Below are 16,252 nucleotides of genomic sequence, written 5' to 3' on the forward strand. Positions count from 1 at the left end.
CATGGCGTCCCTCTTTCAAGCCGACATACACAGCCGCGGCTTGGCTCTAGACCCCAGAACTAAGCTCTTCTGCCTTATCACCATTGTGTTCTTCGTCCTCGGCGGGATGGGAACGCTCGTCCCCGCATGGATGAACGCGATTCTAAGCGTGCTGCCGCTCGTGCTCCTGTGCGCGGTTAAGCAGTTCAAGCGCGCGCTTGCCTATGGCGCGGTCTACGCCGCAGCGCTGCTACTGCTTACTTTCGCGATACCGGGCATGCAGGGGGCGCTGCGCTACATAGTTGCCATGGTGTGCCTCATCATCGCAATGCTGGCTCCGAGCATCATCATGGGGGCGTATCTGTTCGCCTCCACGACGGTAAGCGAGTTCATCGCCGCGATGGAGCGCATGCACGTGACGAACAAGATCACCATCCCGCTCTCGGTGATGTTCCGCTTCTTTCCCACCGTAGTTGAGGAGTTCCTCTCAATCAACAGCGCCATGAAGATGCGGGGCATCCGGTTGGGCGGGCGCAATGCGGCGAAGATGGTCGAATACGTCATCGTGCCGCTCCTCGTGTGCTCGGCGAACATCGGCAGCGAGCTTTCGCAGGCTGCCCTCACGCGAGGACTTTCCGCCGACGCAAAGCGCACAAACATCTGCCGCATAGGTTTCCACGCGGCAGATCTTGCCCTATTCGCGCTTATGGCGTGCTATTACGCAGTCTGGCTGGCGGGGATGCTGCATGGTTGATGTCGAACACTTGAGTTTCACCTACCAGCATGCCAACGAGCCTGCGCTTCGCGATGTGTCCCTGCGCATCGAACCAGGCGAGTGCGTGCTTTTATGCGGCGCCTCCGGCTGTGGAAAGACCACGCTGGCACGGGCGATCAACGGACTTGTCCCGCACTACTTCGAAGGTGAGGTCGATGGGTCGGTTCATGTTGCCGGGCTCGACACCCAGGCCCAATCCATCGAGACGCTGTCGCGCAAAGTGGGAAGCGTGTTCCAGAACCCGCGCAGCCAGTTCTTCTGCGTGGGCACCACAAGCGAGATAGCGTTCGGGCCCGAAAATCTGGGGCTCCCCGAAGACGAGGTCAGAAGCCGCGTTGATGCTACAGTTGCACAATTCGGCATCGAAGACCTGCTGGACCGGAATATCTTCGGGCTGTCGGGCGGCGAGAAACAGAAAATCGCATGCGCCGGCGTCTCCGCTATGGGCCCCGATGTGCTCGTCTTAGACGAGCCGACGTCAAACCTGGACCTGGACGCAATCGACATGCTGCGAGGCGTGCTCGCCCATTGGAAGGCAAGCGGCAAAACAATCGTCGTGGCCGAGCATCGCCTGTCATGGCTTTCGGACGTTTGCGACCGGGTTGTTCTGCTCGAATCGGGCAGCATCCGCAAGCAATGGAGCGCAAGCGGGTTCTTCGCTCTGACGCCTAATGAGCTGAACGTGCTCGGCCTGAGAAGCGCGCAGCCCAAACGGGACCTTCTGGACAGCCCCACAGGGTTTTACCCCATCAGGCCCGAAGCCGAAGGGCCGGCGGGCAAGAACGCCCTGAGTCGCTATGAGCTCTCCGGGTTCACATACCGTTACGACGACGGACCCCTTGCGCTCAACCTGCCCGCCTTGGAAATCCCCGAGCATGCCGTCGTGGCGGTTATCGGCCACAACGGCGCAGGGAAGTCGACGTTTTCGAAATGCCTGGCAGGCCTTGCCAAGGGGTTCGAGGGCTCGGTCGCACACAAGGGCCAAACGCACAAGGGCAAGGCGCTCTCCATGATGAGCTACCTGGTTATGCAGGATGTGAATCACCAGCTGTTCGCCAATTCGGTTGGGGAAGAGGCATTACTGGGCGCGAGCGAAGATGATGAGGTTATGCGCCAACGCGCTGCGGGCGTGTTGGAGAGGCTCGGCCTCGATCAAGTCAAAGACCGCCACCCCATGTCGCTTTCCGGCGGGCAGAAACAACGCTGCGCCATAGCGTCCGCCTATCTGTCCGATCGCGAGATCATAATCTTGGACGAGCCCACGAGCGGCCTCGACTACCAGCACATGTGCCAGACCGCCGATTTGATTGCAAACATAGCGAAGGACAAGACCGTTTTCATCGTCACACACGATATGGAGCTCGTGGGACGCTGTTGCACCCATGTCCTGCACCTGGAAGAAGGAACCATCGAGGGAGGCGCCCCTATGGAAGACACCGAAAAAACGTCAGTTATGAAGATCCTGAACGAGTATGCGGGATCCCGCCGGCACCTCATCACCCTAGGGCGCATCCTAGCGGCGATAAGCGCATTTGTGGCGCTCGTGCCGTTCTATGAGCTGTGGAAGATCATCCGCGTGGCAATAAGCGGCCAGAATCTCGGCGACATCGAGATCCTGGCGGTCTACGCAGTCGCATCAACTTTGCTGTCCCTGGTCATATACGTGTGCGCGCTGATATGCACGCACGTTGCGGCGTTCCGCATCCAAGCGAACATGAGCAGGGCTTTGCTGAAACGCATCGTGAAGCTTCCCTTGGGCGTGTTCGACGATGAGGGCACCGGCAAAATCAGACGCATCGTAAACGAGAGCACGGCAGCGACGGAAACCTTCATCGCGCATAACCTTCCCGACAAGGCCGTCGCCGCCGCAACTCCCGTGGGGCTTGTCGTCCTACTCGCCGTGTTCGACTGGCGCCTTGGCGTGGCAAGCGCGATTCCCGCTCTGGTCGGCTTGGCCTTCATGATGTCGATGACGGGGAGCAAGCTTCAGTCCAAGATGGCAGAATACCAGAATGCGCTCGAGACGATGAGCAGCGAGGCAACCGAGTACGTCCGCGGCGTGCCCGTGGTGAAGACCTTCGGGCAAACAGTGCACTCGTTCAAGCGCTTCAAATCGGCCATCGACAACTTCGGCACATGGGCGACTGACTACACCCTGCTCCTGCGCGGGCCCATGGTGGGCTTCATGACTTCGATCAACGCGATCTTCGCGTCCTTGGTGGCGGCAACGTACTTGCTCGCCCAAGGCGGCATAACACCGGAGCTGGTGCTGAACGTCATGTACTACATCATCGTGACACCCCTGCTCACGGTCACGCTGACCAAAATCGCGTATTCGGGCGAACAGCAGATGGTCGTAATCGATGCCCTGGAACGCATTGACGGCATCCTGTCGATAAGAGAACTCCCCGATGCCGCAGACGGCATGCTGCCCGCTGGCAATTCCGTGGAATTCGACCATGCGAGCTTTCGCTACCCAGGTGCCAAACGAGACGCCGTGCACAACCTAACGTTGTCCATCGAACCTGGTGACCATGTTGCCCTTGTGGGCCCGAGCGGGGGCGGCAAGACGACGGCGGCGCAACTTGTCGCCCGGTTCTTCGACGTGACAGAAGGCGCAGTGAAGGTGGGCGGGCTAGATGTCAGGCAGATTTCGCAGCAGGCGCTGATGGAGCGCGTGTCCTTCGTCTTCCAGGACAGCAGGCTGCTCAAGGCTACGATCCTCGACAACATTCGTCTCTCCAAGCCCGATGCATCCGAAGCGGAGGTGAGGGAAGCCCTCCATCGAGCGCAATGCGACGACATCATCGATAAGCTCCCCCAGGGAATCCGCACCGTCATCGGCACGAAGGGCACCTACCTCTCAGGTGGCGAACGGCAGCGTATCGCTATCGCACGCGCCATCCTGAAAGACGCACCTATTCTGGTGCTGGATGAGGCGACGGCATTCGCCGACCCCGACAACGAGACCAAGATGCAGCAGGCTTTCGAGGAGTTGGCCCGCGGCAAGACGCTCATCATGATCGCACACCGCTTGAGCACCGTCGTCAACGCCGATTGCATCTACGTTCTGGAAGACGGCTCTGTCCGCGAGAACGGGAGCCATAGCGAGCTCATGTCTGCCGACGGCATATATCGCAGGCTCTTCGACCAATACAAGCTCGCAATCAACTGGAAAGTAGGTGCTTGAGCCCATGTTGGAAAAACTTCAGCATAAATACGCGCTCTCCCACGATGGCGCGGTCGATATGGTCAAAGCATGCATCACCGTCGTTTTCTCGAACGTCGTCCTCATGCTTCCCGCAGGCATCCTTTACCTGCTTATCAGCGACTTGCTGAACGATACGCTCGTTGGCGATCACATTTGGATCTATGTCGTCGGCAGCATTGCGGTGCTCGCGCTTATCGCCTTCACCACCCGTATCCAGTACAATGCCACGTTCCTTTCCACCTACCGCGAAAGCGGCGTGCGTCGTACGACAATCGCGGAGAAGCTGCGGAAGCTGCCCCTGAGCTACTTCGGCAAGAAGGACACTGCGGACCTCACGAACCGCATCATGTCAGACTGCGCGCAAATCGAGACAGCGTCCAGCCACTGGATCCCGGAGCTTATCGGGGGGCTTATCGCCACGTCTCTCGTCGGCATAAGCCTGTTCTTCTTTTTCGACTGGCGCATGGTCCTGGCCAGCTTCTGGGTAATTCCCGTATCTTTCCTCATGATGACGGCGACATCGCGGGCCGAAAAGCGCTCTGTGCAGAAACTGAGCAACGTCAAGCTAGACCTCGCCGACGGGGTGCAGGAATGCTTGGAATCGGTGCGCGACCTGCGCGCGAATAACGCAGGTGATAGCTACCTGTCGAAGCTCGAGGGCAAAATAACCACCGTGGAGAAGCAATCGCTGTTCACCGAGCTGAAAATGTCGGTGTACGTGAACTCCGCGACTGTCGTGCTGAAGCTGGGAATCGGCACCACCGCGCTCGTGGGCGGGGCCCTCTTCGCCAACGGGGAAATCAACTTGCTCACCTTCTTCTTATTCCTGATCATCGTCTCGCGTCTGTATGATCCCATGCAGGTCAGCCTTCAGAATTTCGCCGCCATCATCGCTTGCGGCGTGCAATGCGAACGGTTGGACGAGGTGCTCAGCCACGACGTGCAAACCGGCGATGCGCTCATGACCAACGACGGCTATGACATCGAATTCGACCACGTTGGGTTTTCCTATGACGATGGCGTCAAAGTGCTCGAAGACGTGTCCTTCATCGCAAAGCAAGGCCAGGTCACGGCACTTATCGGCCCATCCGGCGGCGGAAAGACGACTGCCTCCCGTCTTGCCGCGCGCTTTTGGGACATCCAATCGGGGACCATTCGCCTTGGCGGTATGGACATATCCAAGGTTGATCCTGAAACCTTGCTCTCCGCTTATTCAATCGTCTTCCAGGATGTGACGCTTTTCAACACCTCGGTTATGGACAACATCCGCATCGGCAAAAGCGGGGCGACAGACGAAGAGGTAATGCGCGCGGCAAAGCTGGCAAACTGCGATCAGTTCGTGCGCAAGCTACCGCAGGGTTATGACACGTTCATCGGAGAGAACGGAAGCGAGCTTTCGGGGGGCGAGCGACAGCGTATCTCCATCGCGCGTGCGTTCCTGAAGGATGCCCCCGTTATCCTACTCGACGAAGCCACTGCCTCCCTCGACGTCGAGAACGAGACCGCCATCCAGCAGGCGATTTCCACCCTCATCCGAGACAAAACCGTTCTTGTGATAGCGCACAGAATGCGCACCGTCGAGGGCGCCGACCGAATCGTCGTTCTGAAAGACGGCGTTGCCGCAGAGGTGGGAACGCCCGAAGAGCTGGGAAGCCACGACGGCCTCTACCGGCACATGGTCGATCAACAGCGGAAAGCACAGTGCTGGAAGATGTGATCCATGACATGACAAAGCGACAAGGGGACGACATGTCCTTCCTCCTAGACGAGCTCGAGCGGGAGCTGCCCGCCGGGCACCCGCTCGAAGCCATCGCGAGGTGCCGCCCCCACGTCGCCGGCAACAGCAGGCAGCAGCCAGCTGGCAGGAGGCGGCAGTCAGCCGCAATGTCATTACGTTAAGGACGGGGACAGCGCGAACGCCTGCGCAGTTCTCATCCGCTTTGACGTGTACCATTACTTTTCCTCATATCGCATGCCGAATAAAGGGGTATTCGTAGCATATTGTTGCTTGAATACCCCTTTACATGGTTTGTAGCAATGTTCCATTTGTGGATTTCCGTGCTTAGACAATATGGAGAGCAGCTGGAACCTCTCCGCATGAAGCAATAAGGCCCTCTTCCGGGCGACGTGGGTTAGGATTCGGTCTGTAGAGACAATTCCGTACCACAATTCATAGGAGGTTCCAGCCATGGATCATCGTACCAGCATCGGGCTCGACGTGCACGCGAGGAGCATCGAGGCGTGCGCCTTCGTCCCGGAGACCGGCGAGATAGTGCGCCGCAGCTTCAAGTACGACCCCGAGGGTATCGCGGAGTGGGCCGCCAAGTCCGAGTTCCCCAAGCCCGTCAAATGCGTGTACGAATCGGGTCCCACCGGGTTCGACCTGCAGAGGAAGCTGCAGGCCGCTGGCGTCAAGTGCTGCGTGGGAGCCGTTTCCAAGATGTTCAAGCCCGCAGGCGACAGGGTGAAGACCGACAGGCGCGCCACGACCTGATGGCCGCCAGGCACCGCCTGTCGAAGTTCCTGCTCAGAAAGGGGATCGTGTACGATGCCGGCAAGTCGGCTTGGACGAACGCGCACCGCGCCTGGCTGTCGAGGATAGGGTTCGACGACCCCTGCGAGCAGCTCGTCTTCGACGAGTACCTGCAGGCCGTGGTCGACCTCGAGCACCGCAGGGACCGTTTGGACGAGGCGATCGCCGAGCGCGCCGCGCAGCCGGACATGGCGGCAACCGTCAACCGGTTCTCCGCGATCCGCGGCATCTCGACCGTGACGGCCTTCTCGATAGCCGCCGAGATCGGCGACTTCTCCAGGTTCCCGAACGCCAGGTCCTTCATGTCCTACATCGGGGTCGTGCCGTCGGAATCGTCCAGCGGCGAGAGCGTCTCGCGCGGAAAGATCACGCGCACGGGCAACGGGCACGTGAGAACCCTGCTGGTCGAGGCGGCGTGGCACCACGCCAGGAGGTACTCGCCCGCCCAGGCGACAGCGTACGCCCAGGCCAAGGGGCTCGACGCCGAATCCGCGGCAATCGCCGCAAGGGCGAACCGCCGCCTGCACGAGCGGTACGTCCGCCTCAAAGGCCGCGGAAAGCCGGCCAACGTCGTGAACACCGCGGTCGCCCGAGAGCTCGCCGGGTTCGTCTGGTCGCTGGCGAATGCAGAGGAATAGCAGACACCACACCCCGGGTCCGCGCCGGTTCGATGGCGCGTGGGGCGACCCGCGATCTCGCTATGCGCAGCCTGGAACGGCCACGCGCGATCTTAGACCAGCGGAACTCCCCAGCCGAAGCATCGGAATGCGTTAGCCAACACGCGGATATCAGACTAGCAGTCGTGCGTCGAAACAGACACGCCAAAAGGCGGCAGCGGTCCTTGGGTTGGTCATAAAGAAGAGGTGCCGATTCCCCGAAAAACGGGGGTCGGCATCTCTTTGCCTATTGACAGTCCAATCTACATATCAGAGAGGCTTAGCAAGGCTTATATTGCGAATTTCCGCTATTCCCACTCGACTGTAATCCGCGTTGATGGAGTGAGCGTCAGTTGATGCAGCTCATTCGTTTTCGCTCTCGTTTACCCAGTTGATGCAGTTACGCGAAATTTGGTACTCAAAAAACTCAGGCACTCTTGAGCGACTACTTGCTCACCTTCCAAACTCCGCCTCTTGTTGGACCGACATGCTTGAGGATTCCATCTTGCTGCAATGCATCTATGTGGTATCTAACACCACTCCTTGAAAGGCCAAGCCTTTTGCCCATATCCGTTATAGAGATGGAGGGGTTTTTCTCGACAAGATCGAGGATGCGTTCACGTGCGCCAGCAGCGACACCTTGCTCCGTGCCAGTTTTTGTGCTGGTTTTTATGCTGGTTTTTGTGCCAGTGCCGGTCTTGCTGGTCTCGCTCGTCTCTCCGGCCCTTATCGCAGCGAACTCCTCGTTGATGAACGCCGTTGCCATCGTGTAGTCGTCATCGTCGTTGCTCGGCTCGAACACGAGCGCGGGAGATCCGTTCTCCGCCATGGCCCTCTTCGCGCGGCGTATGCCCGATCCGTAGGACTCGATGAGATCGAGTGCGAAGAACATGTCGCGCAGCTCGGGGTTCAGGTAGTTGCGGTCGTCGAAGCTGGTCTTCTCGTTGAGGTCCTCGATGGTGACGGGTGGCAGCGGCCGGTTGTGGTTCACGAATGTCATCCTGTCGGGGTAGACGTAGATGCCGATGTAGCTGTCGGAGTCGTACTCCTTGTGCAACACGCAGTTGGTGGCGAGCTCGGCGAACATCGCAGCGGGCCAATTGTACACGATGCGGTGGCCCGTGCGGCCGTCCTCGCGGATTGTGTAGGACGCCATGATCTCGTCCTCGAAGTAGCGGATCACCTGCCTCGCCTGTACCCACACGGGGCCGGTGAACGCCTTCGACTCCATCTTGTCGGTCCCGTCCGCCTCGCGGATGACCTCGATGCGGGCGTAGGGTATGAACTTCTGCGGCGTGTCGGCGAACATGAGCACGGCGAAGTTCCTGGCGCGGTACCCGCCGTAGTCGCTCTCGTTGATGAGCCCCATCGATTTGGCCATGTCCAGCTTCGAGAGCTCGCGCATGTCCTGCTTGGCGTTGGTGGCGATCAGGTACTCGCGCATGTACTCGTAGCTCAGGTCGTCGAGCGTGGCCGTGGCGTTCAGCTCCGATGTGAACCGGATCCCGGAGAACCTCTTCAGCAGCTCGAACTCCTCGCGCTTGTTGGGCAGACGGGTGTCCCGCCCAACACGGATGTAGCGGCCGGCCTTCAGGCTGATCTTTCTATCCCTCTGCGCCTTCTCGCTCGTCTCGTAGGAACCGGCGGTGCCGGGCTCCACGGCGACCACGATGAAGCTGCGCCCGTCGGCGTGGCATGTGACGAGCTTGTAGTCTATCTTCGGATGGACTTCGGCAAGAAGGCTCTTCAAGCCGTTCTCGGTTGACTCGATCAGGCTGTCGTCGATACCGGCAATGGGCCGCTTCGGTATTGCCTTGCGCCCGTCTTCCTCGTCGACTTCCTCGATGTCGATGAGAATGAGCCCGATCTCGCGCCGCATGTAGTCGTTCGCGTACGCGCAGGCGGTCTTCAGGATGCGGTCCTTGAACGTGGCGGACTTCTTGTACTCGATGAAGTCGCATTCCACGCGGCCCTGCTCGACGATGGACTCAGCCATGCGTTCTATGTCTTCGATTTTCATACTCGCCGCGCACCGCCTTCCATAAAACCCTTATGCCTGCCATATTCATACGCAGTTTATACCTTTGCGAATACTTGCGATGTTTTCGGAGGATTCTCTGTCGGCTGGTCTCCCGTTCTTGCTAACGGAAGAATCGTCCTTCACGATTTAAATGCATCGTGAAGGACGATTAAAGCAATGTTGCCATTTACTAGGGCAAACGTATACGTCAAAGCCTTTCGAAACTACTAACAGCTATTCCCACTCGATCGTGCCGATGGGCTTGGGGGTGAGGTCGTAGCAGACGCGGCAGACACCGGGCACCTCGGTTAAGATGCGGGTGGTCACACGGCGAAGCAGCGCCCAGTCAAGCTCGGGGACCTCGGCAGTCATCGCATCCACGGTGTTGACGCAACGGATGATGACGGGCCAATCGAACGCCCGCTTGCCATTGCGCACGCCCGTCGCGCGCATGTCCGGGACCACTGCGAAATACTGCCAGACCTTCTCCGCAAGGCCCGCCGCCGCAATCTCCTCGCGGAGAATCGCATCGGCTTCGCGCAGCGCTGCCAACCGATCGCGCGTGATCGCCCCCAGGCATCTCACGCCCAGTCCCGGTCCGGGGAACGGCTGTCGGCGCACCATGCCCTCCGGCAGCCCCAGCGCCGCGCCCACAACGCGCACCTCGTCCTTGTACAGCAGCTTCACCGGCTCGACCAACTCGAACTGCAGATCCTCGGGCAACCCGCCCACGTTATGGTGGGCCTTCACGCCCGCCTCGGATTCCAGGATATCGGGGTAGATGGTCCCCTGCGCCAGGAACCCGACGCCATCCAGCTTGGCGGCCTCCTCGGCGAAGATCTTGATGAACTCCCCGCCGATGACCTTGCGCTTCGCCTCGGGTTCTTCGACGCCATCCAGCAAATCAAGATACCGGTCCGTCGCATCAACGTACACCAGATTCGCGTCCATCTGCCTTCGGAACACATCGACGACCTGCTCCGACTCCCCTTTGCGCATCAGCCCATGGTTCACATGGACGCATATCAGCTGCTTGCCGATGGCGCGGAGGAGGAGCGCCGCAACCACGCTGGAATCGACGCCGCCGGAAAGCGCCAGAAGCACCTTGCCGCCTCCAACCTGCGCGCGCACGGCGGCCACCTGCTCGTCGATGAACGTTTCCGCCTGCGCGGGCGCGACGATGCGGGCCATATCGTCGGGACGTTTGTTCGGGTCCATGGATCCAGCCTTTCGTTGCGGTAATGAAGTTGTCGACAACTGTATCATCTGGAGCGTCGGACAGCGGTCGCAAATGGCAAACTCCGTCTCGGCAAAAGCCGGTCCCCGGCATCTCATGGCACACGAGCCGTCCCAACTCGGCGCGCAATGGCAAGCTTGCCGGATCCGCATCCAACGCCCCGCCTCCGCACCTTCGGGAGAATCGGACGCGATCAACGGGGCGGCCGCACCACGCCCACCTCGGCGCGCCGGAGAACCCTGCCCTCGAACACATACCCGTCACGGAACACGCGGGCAACCCTCACCCTCGTCGCCGATTCGTCCTCTTCCTCGTATACGATCTCGTGGAAATCGGAATCGAACCGCGCACCGACCCTGATGCGCTCCACCCCGCGTCGGCGAACGATGTCGAACAGCTCCTCGCCCACCGACAGCGCGAACGCGTCGTCTCCGGCATCGCGCACGCGATCGAGCAGGCAAATGATATCCATCAGGAACGGCTCGATGACGGCAAAGGATGCCCCGCCCCCCTCATAGGGCGCACCCGCATCCAACGCTGCCTTCAACTCCGCCAGCTCGCGCTTCATCTTCCGCAGGTCGGATTCGATTCGGTCCAGACGCTCCTCGGACATGCCTCCTCTATTCAACGATAGCATCCTGCGTGGAGGGGCCGATGCGCCCGGCGCAATCGCTCCGACCTGCAAGGTAATCCATCGAGCATTCCAGCGCATCAGCAAGTGAGGCGATATCCTCAAGCGATGGGAGTAGGTGCGAACCCTCCCAGCCATCGACCTCCCAAACCTCCACCTCGCAGGCGCGGGCAAGCTCCCGCCGGCTCCAACCGCGCGCCTCCCTCAGCTCTTTGAGCCGCGCGGCGAAAGCAAGCCGATATTCCTCATCTGGCATAGAATCGCGACTTTCATTTTTCATATAGACATTCTTACCGTCCTATTCTACACAACTAAAGACGCTATAAGAGTCTCTTCTCCCCTCAGCGGAGAGCCTTCCGCCGCCATCGCTTAGAATCGGGCGAAAAAAGGGGAACGGGGGTCGGCAATGGAACTCAAACTCATGCAACTGAGGAAGCAGAAGGGTTTTCGCACGCGGGCAGCGTTCGCCGGGGAGCTCGGAATATCCGAGCGCAAGCTGAAAGCATGGGAGACCGGCGAAACGCGCATCTATTTCGACGACGTCATCCGCATCGCCGACGCCCTCGACTGTTCCGTGGACGAACTCGCAGGGCGGCGCAACCCCGGCACGCTGGATGACGAGCGCTCGCACGCCCTCATCCGCGACTACCAGCGGCTTTCGGACCTCGCGAAAAACTATGCGGCCGCCTCGGTGCACGGCATGGCGGAACTCGAGGATTTCGGCAGGAGGAACGCCCCCGAAGCGAACTCCCCCGAATACCGCACGGTACCGTTCGAAGGAGGCGCCGCATCCCCCGCGCACCCGGGAACCCACTGACATCCGCCTTGCATTGAGGGGAATGTGCCTATATTCCTGCAAACGCGATGTAGAGTAGAATCGCCTTCCGAAACACACGTGGGAGGCAGCACATGGTACAGCAAGGATACAGCCGCATCGACGAAATCCCCACCGGGCGGGCGCCGCAGAGCATCATCCCGGGAGCAATCGTCCTCGAGGGGGGTGCCTGGCGCGTCATCTACACGCAGGGCGCCCTGGATGCCCTCATGCAGGCGGGCATCAACTTCCAAACCACGATCGGCGTCTCCGGCGGGGCGATGTCCGGCATCTGCTATGTGGCGGGCGACATCGGCGCGGCGGCGAAGCTGAACCTCACGTACCGGCATGACTCCAACTACTGCGGCCTCGGAGCCATGCGGCACGACCACGGCATCACCGGATTCTCCTACTTCTTCGATGTGCTCGCGCCTGCGACCGACATCGACTGGGAGCGCTTCGGGAATCCCGCCCGCTCCTTCTACGTCAGCGCCACCGATTGCCGCACCGGCAAGCTGAAATTCTTCGAGAAGAACGATGGCGGCGACTTCTGCAAAGCGATTCAGGCCTCGGCAACCGTGCCCTACATCTCCGCACCCGTGGAGATCGACGGCATCCCCTATCTGGATGGCGGCCCCACGTGCCACATCCCCTACCAGAAGGCGCTCGACCTCGGGTTCGGCAAAATCATGGTCATACGGACGCGCGACCGCAGGTGGCAGCCCGCTGACCTGGGCGATTCCACCTCCCGGTTGATCAACCTGCTCTATGAGAAAACCTACCCTGAATTCGCCGAGACGCTGCGGACGAACTACCCGCGATACAAGGCCGATCTGGATCGGCTGGACAAGCTCGAGGCGGACGGGCGCATATTCGTTCTTGCACCCTCGCAACCCATCACCATCAGCCGTTTCGAAGGCAACGTGGAGAGGCTCGGCGAGTTCTACTGGCTCGGCTACCGCGATATGGCATGCGAGCTCGATCGGCTCTGCGACTACCTCCTCGCGTAATTTCGGCTCGCGGGGGAAGCGGCATGGCGGAAGGCCGGGCATCGGGCATCGACGCACGAGCGCGCACCATCCGCCGGCGTCAAGAAGCCGCATCGGCGGCGGAAAACCCCCGAGGTGCGATCACGAACGCTCGCGAACCCTCCGATTCCGTTACCGTTGAGGGGAAAGCACCCCCGCACCCGCGGAAGCCCCTACCCCCTGCTTGGCGGCACCTTGCCGGCGGCTGCGGCACTATGCAGGCTTTCCACCACGAACTCCTCCACGCGCGCAAGTTCGTCGAGCGGGACCTCGGACCCGGTCAGCAACCAGCGGCGATACATCGCCAGAAGCCCTGCGACGAGGAATATGACCAGGTAATGGGCGAACGCGCTATCGTTCCCGAATCCGTAGGCGTCATCCGCCAAAAGCGCCTCGGACAGCGGCTTCTCCAACTTCTGTATCTGCGACTGGATGGACATGCGGTCCGTCACCCCGCGCAGCATCTTCATGTTGGCGGAAATGCCATCGCTCAGCTCCCTCAGCACCGCGCTTCTGTCATCGGATCCCGAAATCACCTTCTGCAGGTTGTCCGCGATCAAGTACGCCTGCTCCTCGGACACCCGGTCCACAAGATGGTCGACGGAATCGTAATGCAGGTAAAACGTCTTACGATTGATGTCCGCCTCCCGCGCGAGGGCTGACACGGAGACGCTTTCGAGACCGCCGCTCTCGACGAGCCGGTGCAGCGCAGCGCGAATCGCCTTCTCCGTCCTCGCGAAACGCCGGTCGACACGAGGCTGCGATCCTGCTTGCTCCACCATGTTCCCTCCCTCGGTTCGGTTTCCAATTAGTTCCCAGGTGACGATTAAGCATCATATGTATATTTTATATCCGTAAATGCTTACCATGATGATTATAAGGTCAGATTGCGCACGCATACTGGCAATCGTCGCATGCGCACCCCGTTCGAAAGGCGGAAATATCATGAAGGCACAAGATCGAGTAAAGCGGGCAGCGCTCAACAAGGCGATCAATTACCTGTTGGAAGACCCCGAGAAGAACAGCCTCAAGCTGATGGACATGATCGACGCGGTGGTACCCAAGGATGTCTTCCCCAGCCAACGCAAAGCGTTCCGACGCGAACTGTCGCAGGATAGCAACTGGCACCAGCTGATCAACCGCGTGCTGAATCTCAACCCCGAAGTGCGCGACGACCTGGTTCGCACGGGCATCGTGGACATGAATCTGATGGCCTGGCCCAAACAGGAAGAGAATCGCCAGAAATACCAATGCAACATCCCCTGGGCGATGCTGATGGACCCCACTAGCGCCTGCAACCTCCATTGCAAGGGCTGCTGGGCGGCGGATTATGGCAACCAGTACAACCTCAGCTACGACGACCTCGATTCGATCATCACCCAGGCGAACGAGCTGGGAACCCACTTCTTCATCTACACCGGTGGCGAGCCGCTCGTGCGCAAGAAGGACGTGATCGCCCTCTGCGCGGCACACCCCGACTCCATCTTCATGGCGTTCACCAACGGCACGCTGATCGACGAGCAGTTCTGCCAGGATATGATTCGCGTGAAGAACTTCATCCCCGCGATCAGCGTCGAAGGGAACGAGGAGACAACCGACGCACGCCGCGGCGAGGGAACGTTCGGCAAGGTCCAGCGAGCGATGGCGCTGCTGCGCGAGCATGGCCTCCCCTTCGGGGCATCATGCTGCTACACCTCGCAAAATGCCGGAAAGGTCGCCAGCGAGGAATTCGTGGATTGGCTGGTCGACCAAGGGGCCCTCTTCGAATGGATCTTCACGTTCATGCCCGTGGGAAAGGACTCGCCCGTGGAGCTGATGGCGAGCGCCGAGCAGCGCGAGGCCCTCTACCATTTCGTGCGCGACATGCGCAACAAGAAGCCGCTCTTCATGATGGACTTCTGGAACGACGGGGAATTTGTCGGAGGCTGCATCGCCGGCGGCAGGCGCTATCTGCACATCAACGCTGCAGGCGACGTGGAGCCCTGCGTGTTCGCGCACTACTCCAACGTGAACATACACGACGTCACCCTGCTGGAGGCATTCCAATCCCCCATCTTCATGGCGTACTATAACAACCAGCCCTTCAACGACAACCTGCTGCGCCCCTGCCCGATCCTGGACAACCCCGGCGCCCTTGCCGAGCTGGTCGAGGAGACCGGCGCGAAATCGACCGATTACACGGCGAAGGAAGAGGCGCGCGACCTATGCGCGAAATGCGTGGACTCCGCAGCCGAATGGGCGCCCGTGGCGCGACGTTTGTGGGAGAACGAGGCCGACCCGATGAACGGCATCCGCAACAACCCCATCCAGGGGACCGCCGACTCCGATCTTGAGAAGTTCGAACGGCTGCAGCGCCCCGGCCGCCATGAAGGCGACTACCGGATCGTCAACCTGCAGACGGAAGACGAGAGCTTCGAAAAGCTGAGCGATTTCCGGAAGAGGGCGTCGCAAGAAGCCAACGACTTCGAGCCGAACGCGGCATCGCTGAAGGAGATCACGAAGGAGCGCAAGATGATGAACCGCACCGCGCCCGAAAAACAGGCCGTGTAAGGCCTCGCCCCATCGAGTTTTCGGCCCGGCGGGTTCGCTTGTGCAGCGGCCCGCCGGGTTTCTTCTTAGGAGAAGCCGCCCCCTTAAGCGCCGAATAGGGAAAGGACCATCTCCCGGCCCACGTCGTTCGGATGAACCTCGGCCGATCCTCCCCACGCATCATCGAGCAATGCATGAGCGCGACCGAGCAGGTCGTGCCGCACCACGACGAGCGCATGGGGGAAGCCTCCGCTCGGACCCCGACGCAGGAGGTCGATCGCGGACACGAGGCCCTCGCCGCGCCATAGCTCCAAACGCCCCAGCTCATCCACGACGAGAAGCCCCGGCGATCGGCGATCGACCGCGAAGGCCCCGTTTGCCAGTTCTTCGAAATGTCGGTTCACGCGTGCAATCGCTTCGTCGCGAATCTCCCAAACGAGATCCGCCCGCGCGCTCTGGCTGTGCGGGTCGTACGTCTGCTCCCGCTTCGCCAAATCCCTCCGCCGTGCAAACGACAGCACATCGCCCTGGGGAAGCAGCACGTTGTCTATGCCGCGCTTCTCGAGCGAGCCATACGGCGTCTCGTGCCAATCCCCGGGAGCGATCACGCCCCCCACCCGCACATGCATGCCGTTCAATTCGGAAACAAGCGCTTGGAACCAGCGGGTCTTGCCCTCTTGGATATCGCCTGTCAGGAAAAGCAGCATCACGCCTCCTATCTTTTAGTCGTTGCATTTTCGAGCCGATTATCGAATGCTTGTGGATGCAATGCAGATTCTGGCGGGCAGGGTTGCCGACATTTCGTGTGAGAGCCCCGCTTCTCGTAAAGGAGTCTGGCA

14 protein-coding genes are annotated in these 16,252 nt (G+C 60.4%); 8 read left to right on the top strand and 6 right to left on the bottom strand.

Features of this window, described 5'->3' with window-relative positions; translation table 11 throughout:
* Position 1 precedes the first annotated feature (1 nt).
* The 5 genes from NOV21_RS04355 to NOV21_RS04375 all read left to right on the top strand — a co-directional run bounded on the left by NOV21_RS04355 (position 2) and on the right by NOV21_RS04375 (position 7,136).
* Positions 2 to 733 (top strand): energy-coupling factor transporter transmembrane component T, encoded by a 732-nt coding sequence (locus NOV21_RS04355; protein ID WP_283171606.1) that lies wholly within the window; start codon positions 2 to 4, stop codon positions 731 to 733.
* Positions 726 to 3,944: an energy-coupling factor transporter ATPase gene (locus NOV21_RS04360; RefSeq protein WP_283171607.1), complete on the top strand. Its 3,219-nt coding sequence runs from the start codon at positions 726 to 728 to the stop codon at positions 3,942 to 3,944. The genes NOV21_RS04355 and NOV21_RS04360 overlap by 8 nt, the downstream gene beginning before the upstream one ends.
* A 4-nt stretch (positions 3,945 to 3,948) precedes the next feature.
* The gene (locus NOV21_RS04365; protein ID WP_283171608.1) at positions 3,949 to 5,682 is read left to right on the top strand and encodes an ABC transporter ATP-binding protein; all 1,734 of its coding nucleotides are present in this window, start codon (positions 3,949 to 3,951) and stop codon (positions 5,680 to 5,682) included.
* A gap of 471 nt (positions 5,683 to 6,153) precedes the next feature.
* A complete protein-coding gene (locus NOV21_RS04370; RefSeq protein WP_283171609.1) occupies positions 6,154 to 6,459 on the top strand; it encodes a hypothetical protein in 306 nt (101 codons plus the stop codon).
* Positions 6,459 to 7,136, top strand: coding sequence for a transposase (locus NOV21_RS04375; RefSeq protein WP_283171610.1), 678 nt, complete (start codon positions 6,459 to 6,461; stop codon positions 7,134 to 7,136). Before NOV21_RS04370 ends, NOV21_RS04375 begins: the two co-directional genes overlap by 1 nt.
* A 463-nt stretch (positions 7,137 to 7,599) precedes the next feature.
* Here NOV21_RS04375 and NOV21_RS04380 read toward each other — a convergent pair whose 3' ends face one another.
* From NOV21_RS04380 to NOV21_RS04395, 4 genes are all read right to left on the bottom strand, one after another.
* Positions 7,600 to 9,174 carry a winged helix-turn-helix transcriptional regulator gene (locus NOV21_RS04380; RefSeq protein ID WP_283171611.1) on the bottom strand — a complete coding sequence of 525 codons (1,575 nt, stop codon included), beginning with the start codon at positions 9,172 to 9,174 and terminating at the stop codon, positions 7,600 to 7,602.
* Between the two features lie 234 nt (positions 9,175 to 9,408).
* Positions 9,409 to 10,392, bottom strand: a complete 984-nt coding sequence (gene guaA / locus NOV21_RS04385; RefSeq protein WP_283171612.1) for a glutamine-hydrolyzing GMP synthase — start codon at positions 10,390 to 10,392, stop codon at positions 9,409 to 9,411.
* A gap of 212 nt (positions 10,393 to 10,604) precedes the next feature.
* Positions 10,605 to 11,024, bottom strand: coding sequence for a nucleotide exchange factor GrpE (gene grpE / locus NOV21_RS04390; RefSeq protein WP_283171613.1), 420 nt, complete (start codon positions 11,022 to 11,024; stop codon positions 10,605 to 10,607).
* Between the two features lie 7 nt (positions 11,025 to 11,031).
* Complete coding sequence (locus NOV21_RS04395) at positions 11,032 to 11,298, bottom strand: helix-turn-helix domain-containing protein (protein WP_283171614.1); 267 nt, start codon at positions 11,296 to 11,298, stop codon at positions 11,032 to 11,034.
* 165 nt (positions 11,299 to 11,463) lie between these two features.
* On the opposite strand from NOV21_RS04395, the gene NOV21_RS04400 reads away from it, so the two are divergent.
* Both NOV21_RS04400 and NOV21_RS04405 read left to right on the top strand, forming a co-directional pair.
* Entirely contained in the window at positions 11,464 to 11,859 is a 396-nt protein-coding gene (locus tag NOV21_RS04400) for a helix-turn-helix domain-containing protein (protein WP_283171615.1), read from the top strand.
* A 92-nt stretch (positions 11,860 to 11,951) separates the two neighbouring features.
* A complete protein-coding gene (locus NOV21_RS04405; RefSeq protein WP_283171616.1) occupies positions 11,952 to 12,866 on the top strand; it encodes a patatin-like phospholipase family protein in 915 nt (304 codons plus the stop codon).
* A gap of 191 nt (positions 12,867 to 13,057) precedes the next feature.
* On the opposite strand, the gene NOV21_RS04410 is transcribed toward NOV21_RS04405, so the two are convergent.
* On the bottom strand, positions 13,058 to 13,666 hold the full coding sequence (locus NOV21_RS04410) for a TetR/AcrR family transcriptional regulator (protein WP_283171617.1): 609 nt from the start codon (positions 13,664 to 13,666) through the stop codon (positions 13,058 to 13,060).
* Positions 13,667 to 13,829: 163 nt separating this feature from the next.
* On the opposite strand from NOV21_RS04410, the gene NOV21_RS04415 reads away from it, so the two are divergent.
* Entirely contained in the window at positions 13,830 to 15,434 is a 1,605-nt protein-coding gene (locus tag NOV21_RS04415; RefSeq protein WP_283171618.1) for a radical SAM protein, read from the top strand.
* A gap of 83 nt (positions 15,435 to 15,517) precedes the next feature.
* Here NOV21_RS04415 and NOV21_RS04420 read toward each other — a convergent pair whose 3' ends face one another.
* Complete coding sequence (locus NOV21_RS04420) at positions 15,518 to 16,120, bottom strand: hypothetical protein (RefSeq protein WP_283171770.1); 603 nt, start codon at positions 16,118 to 16,120, stop codon at positions 15,518 to 15,520.
* Between the last annotated feature and the right edge of the window lie 132 nt (positions 16,121 to 16,252).

It is taken from the genome of Curtanaerobium respiraculi, assembly GCF_024609215.1.
GTDB classification, from domain to species: Bacteria; Actinomycetota; Coriobacteriia; order Coriobacteriales; family Eggerthellaceae; genus Curtanaerobium; species Curtanaerobium respiraculi.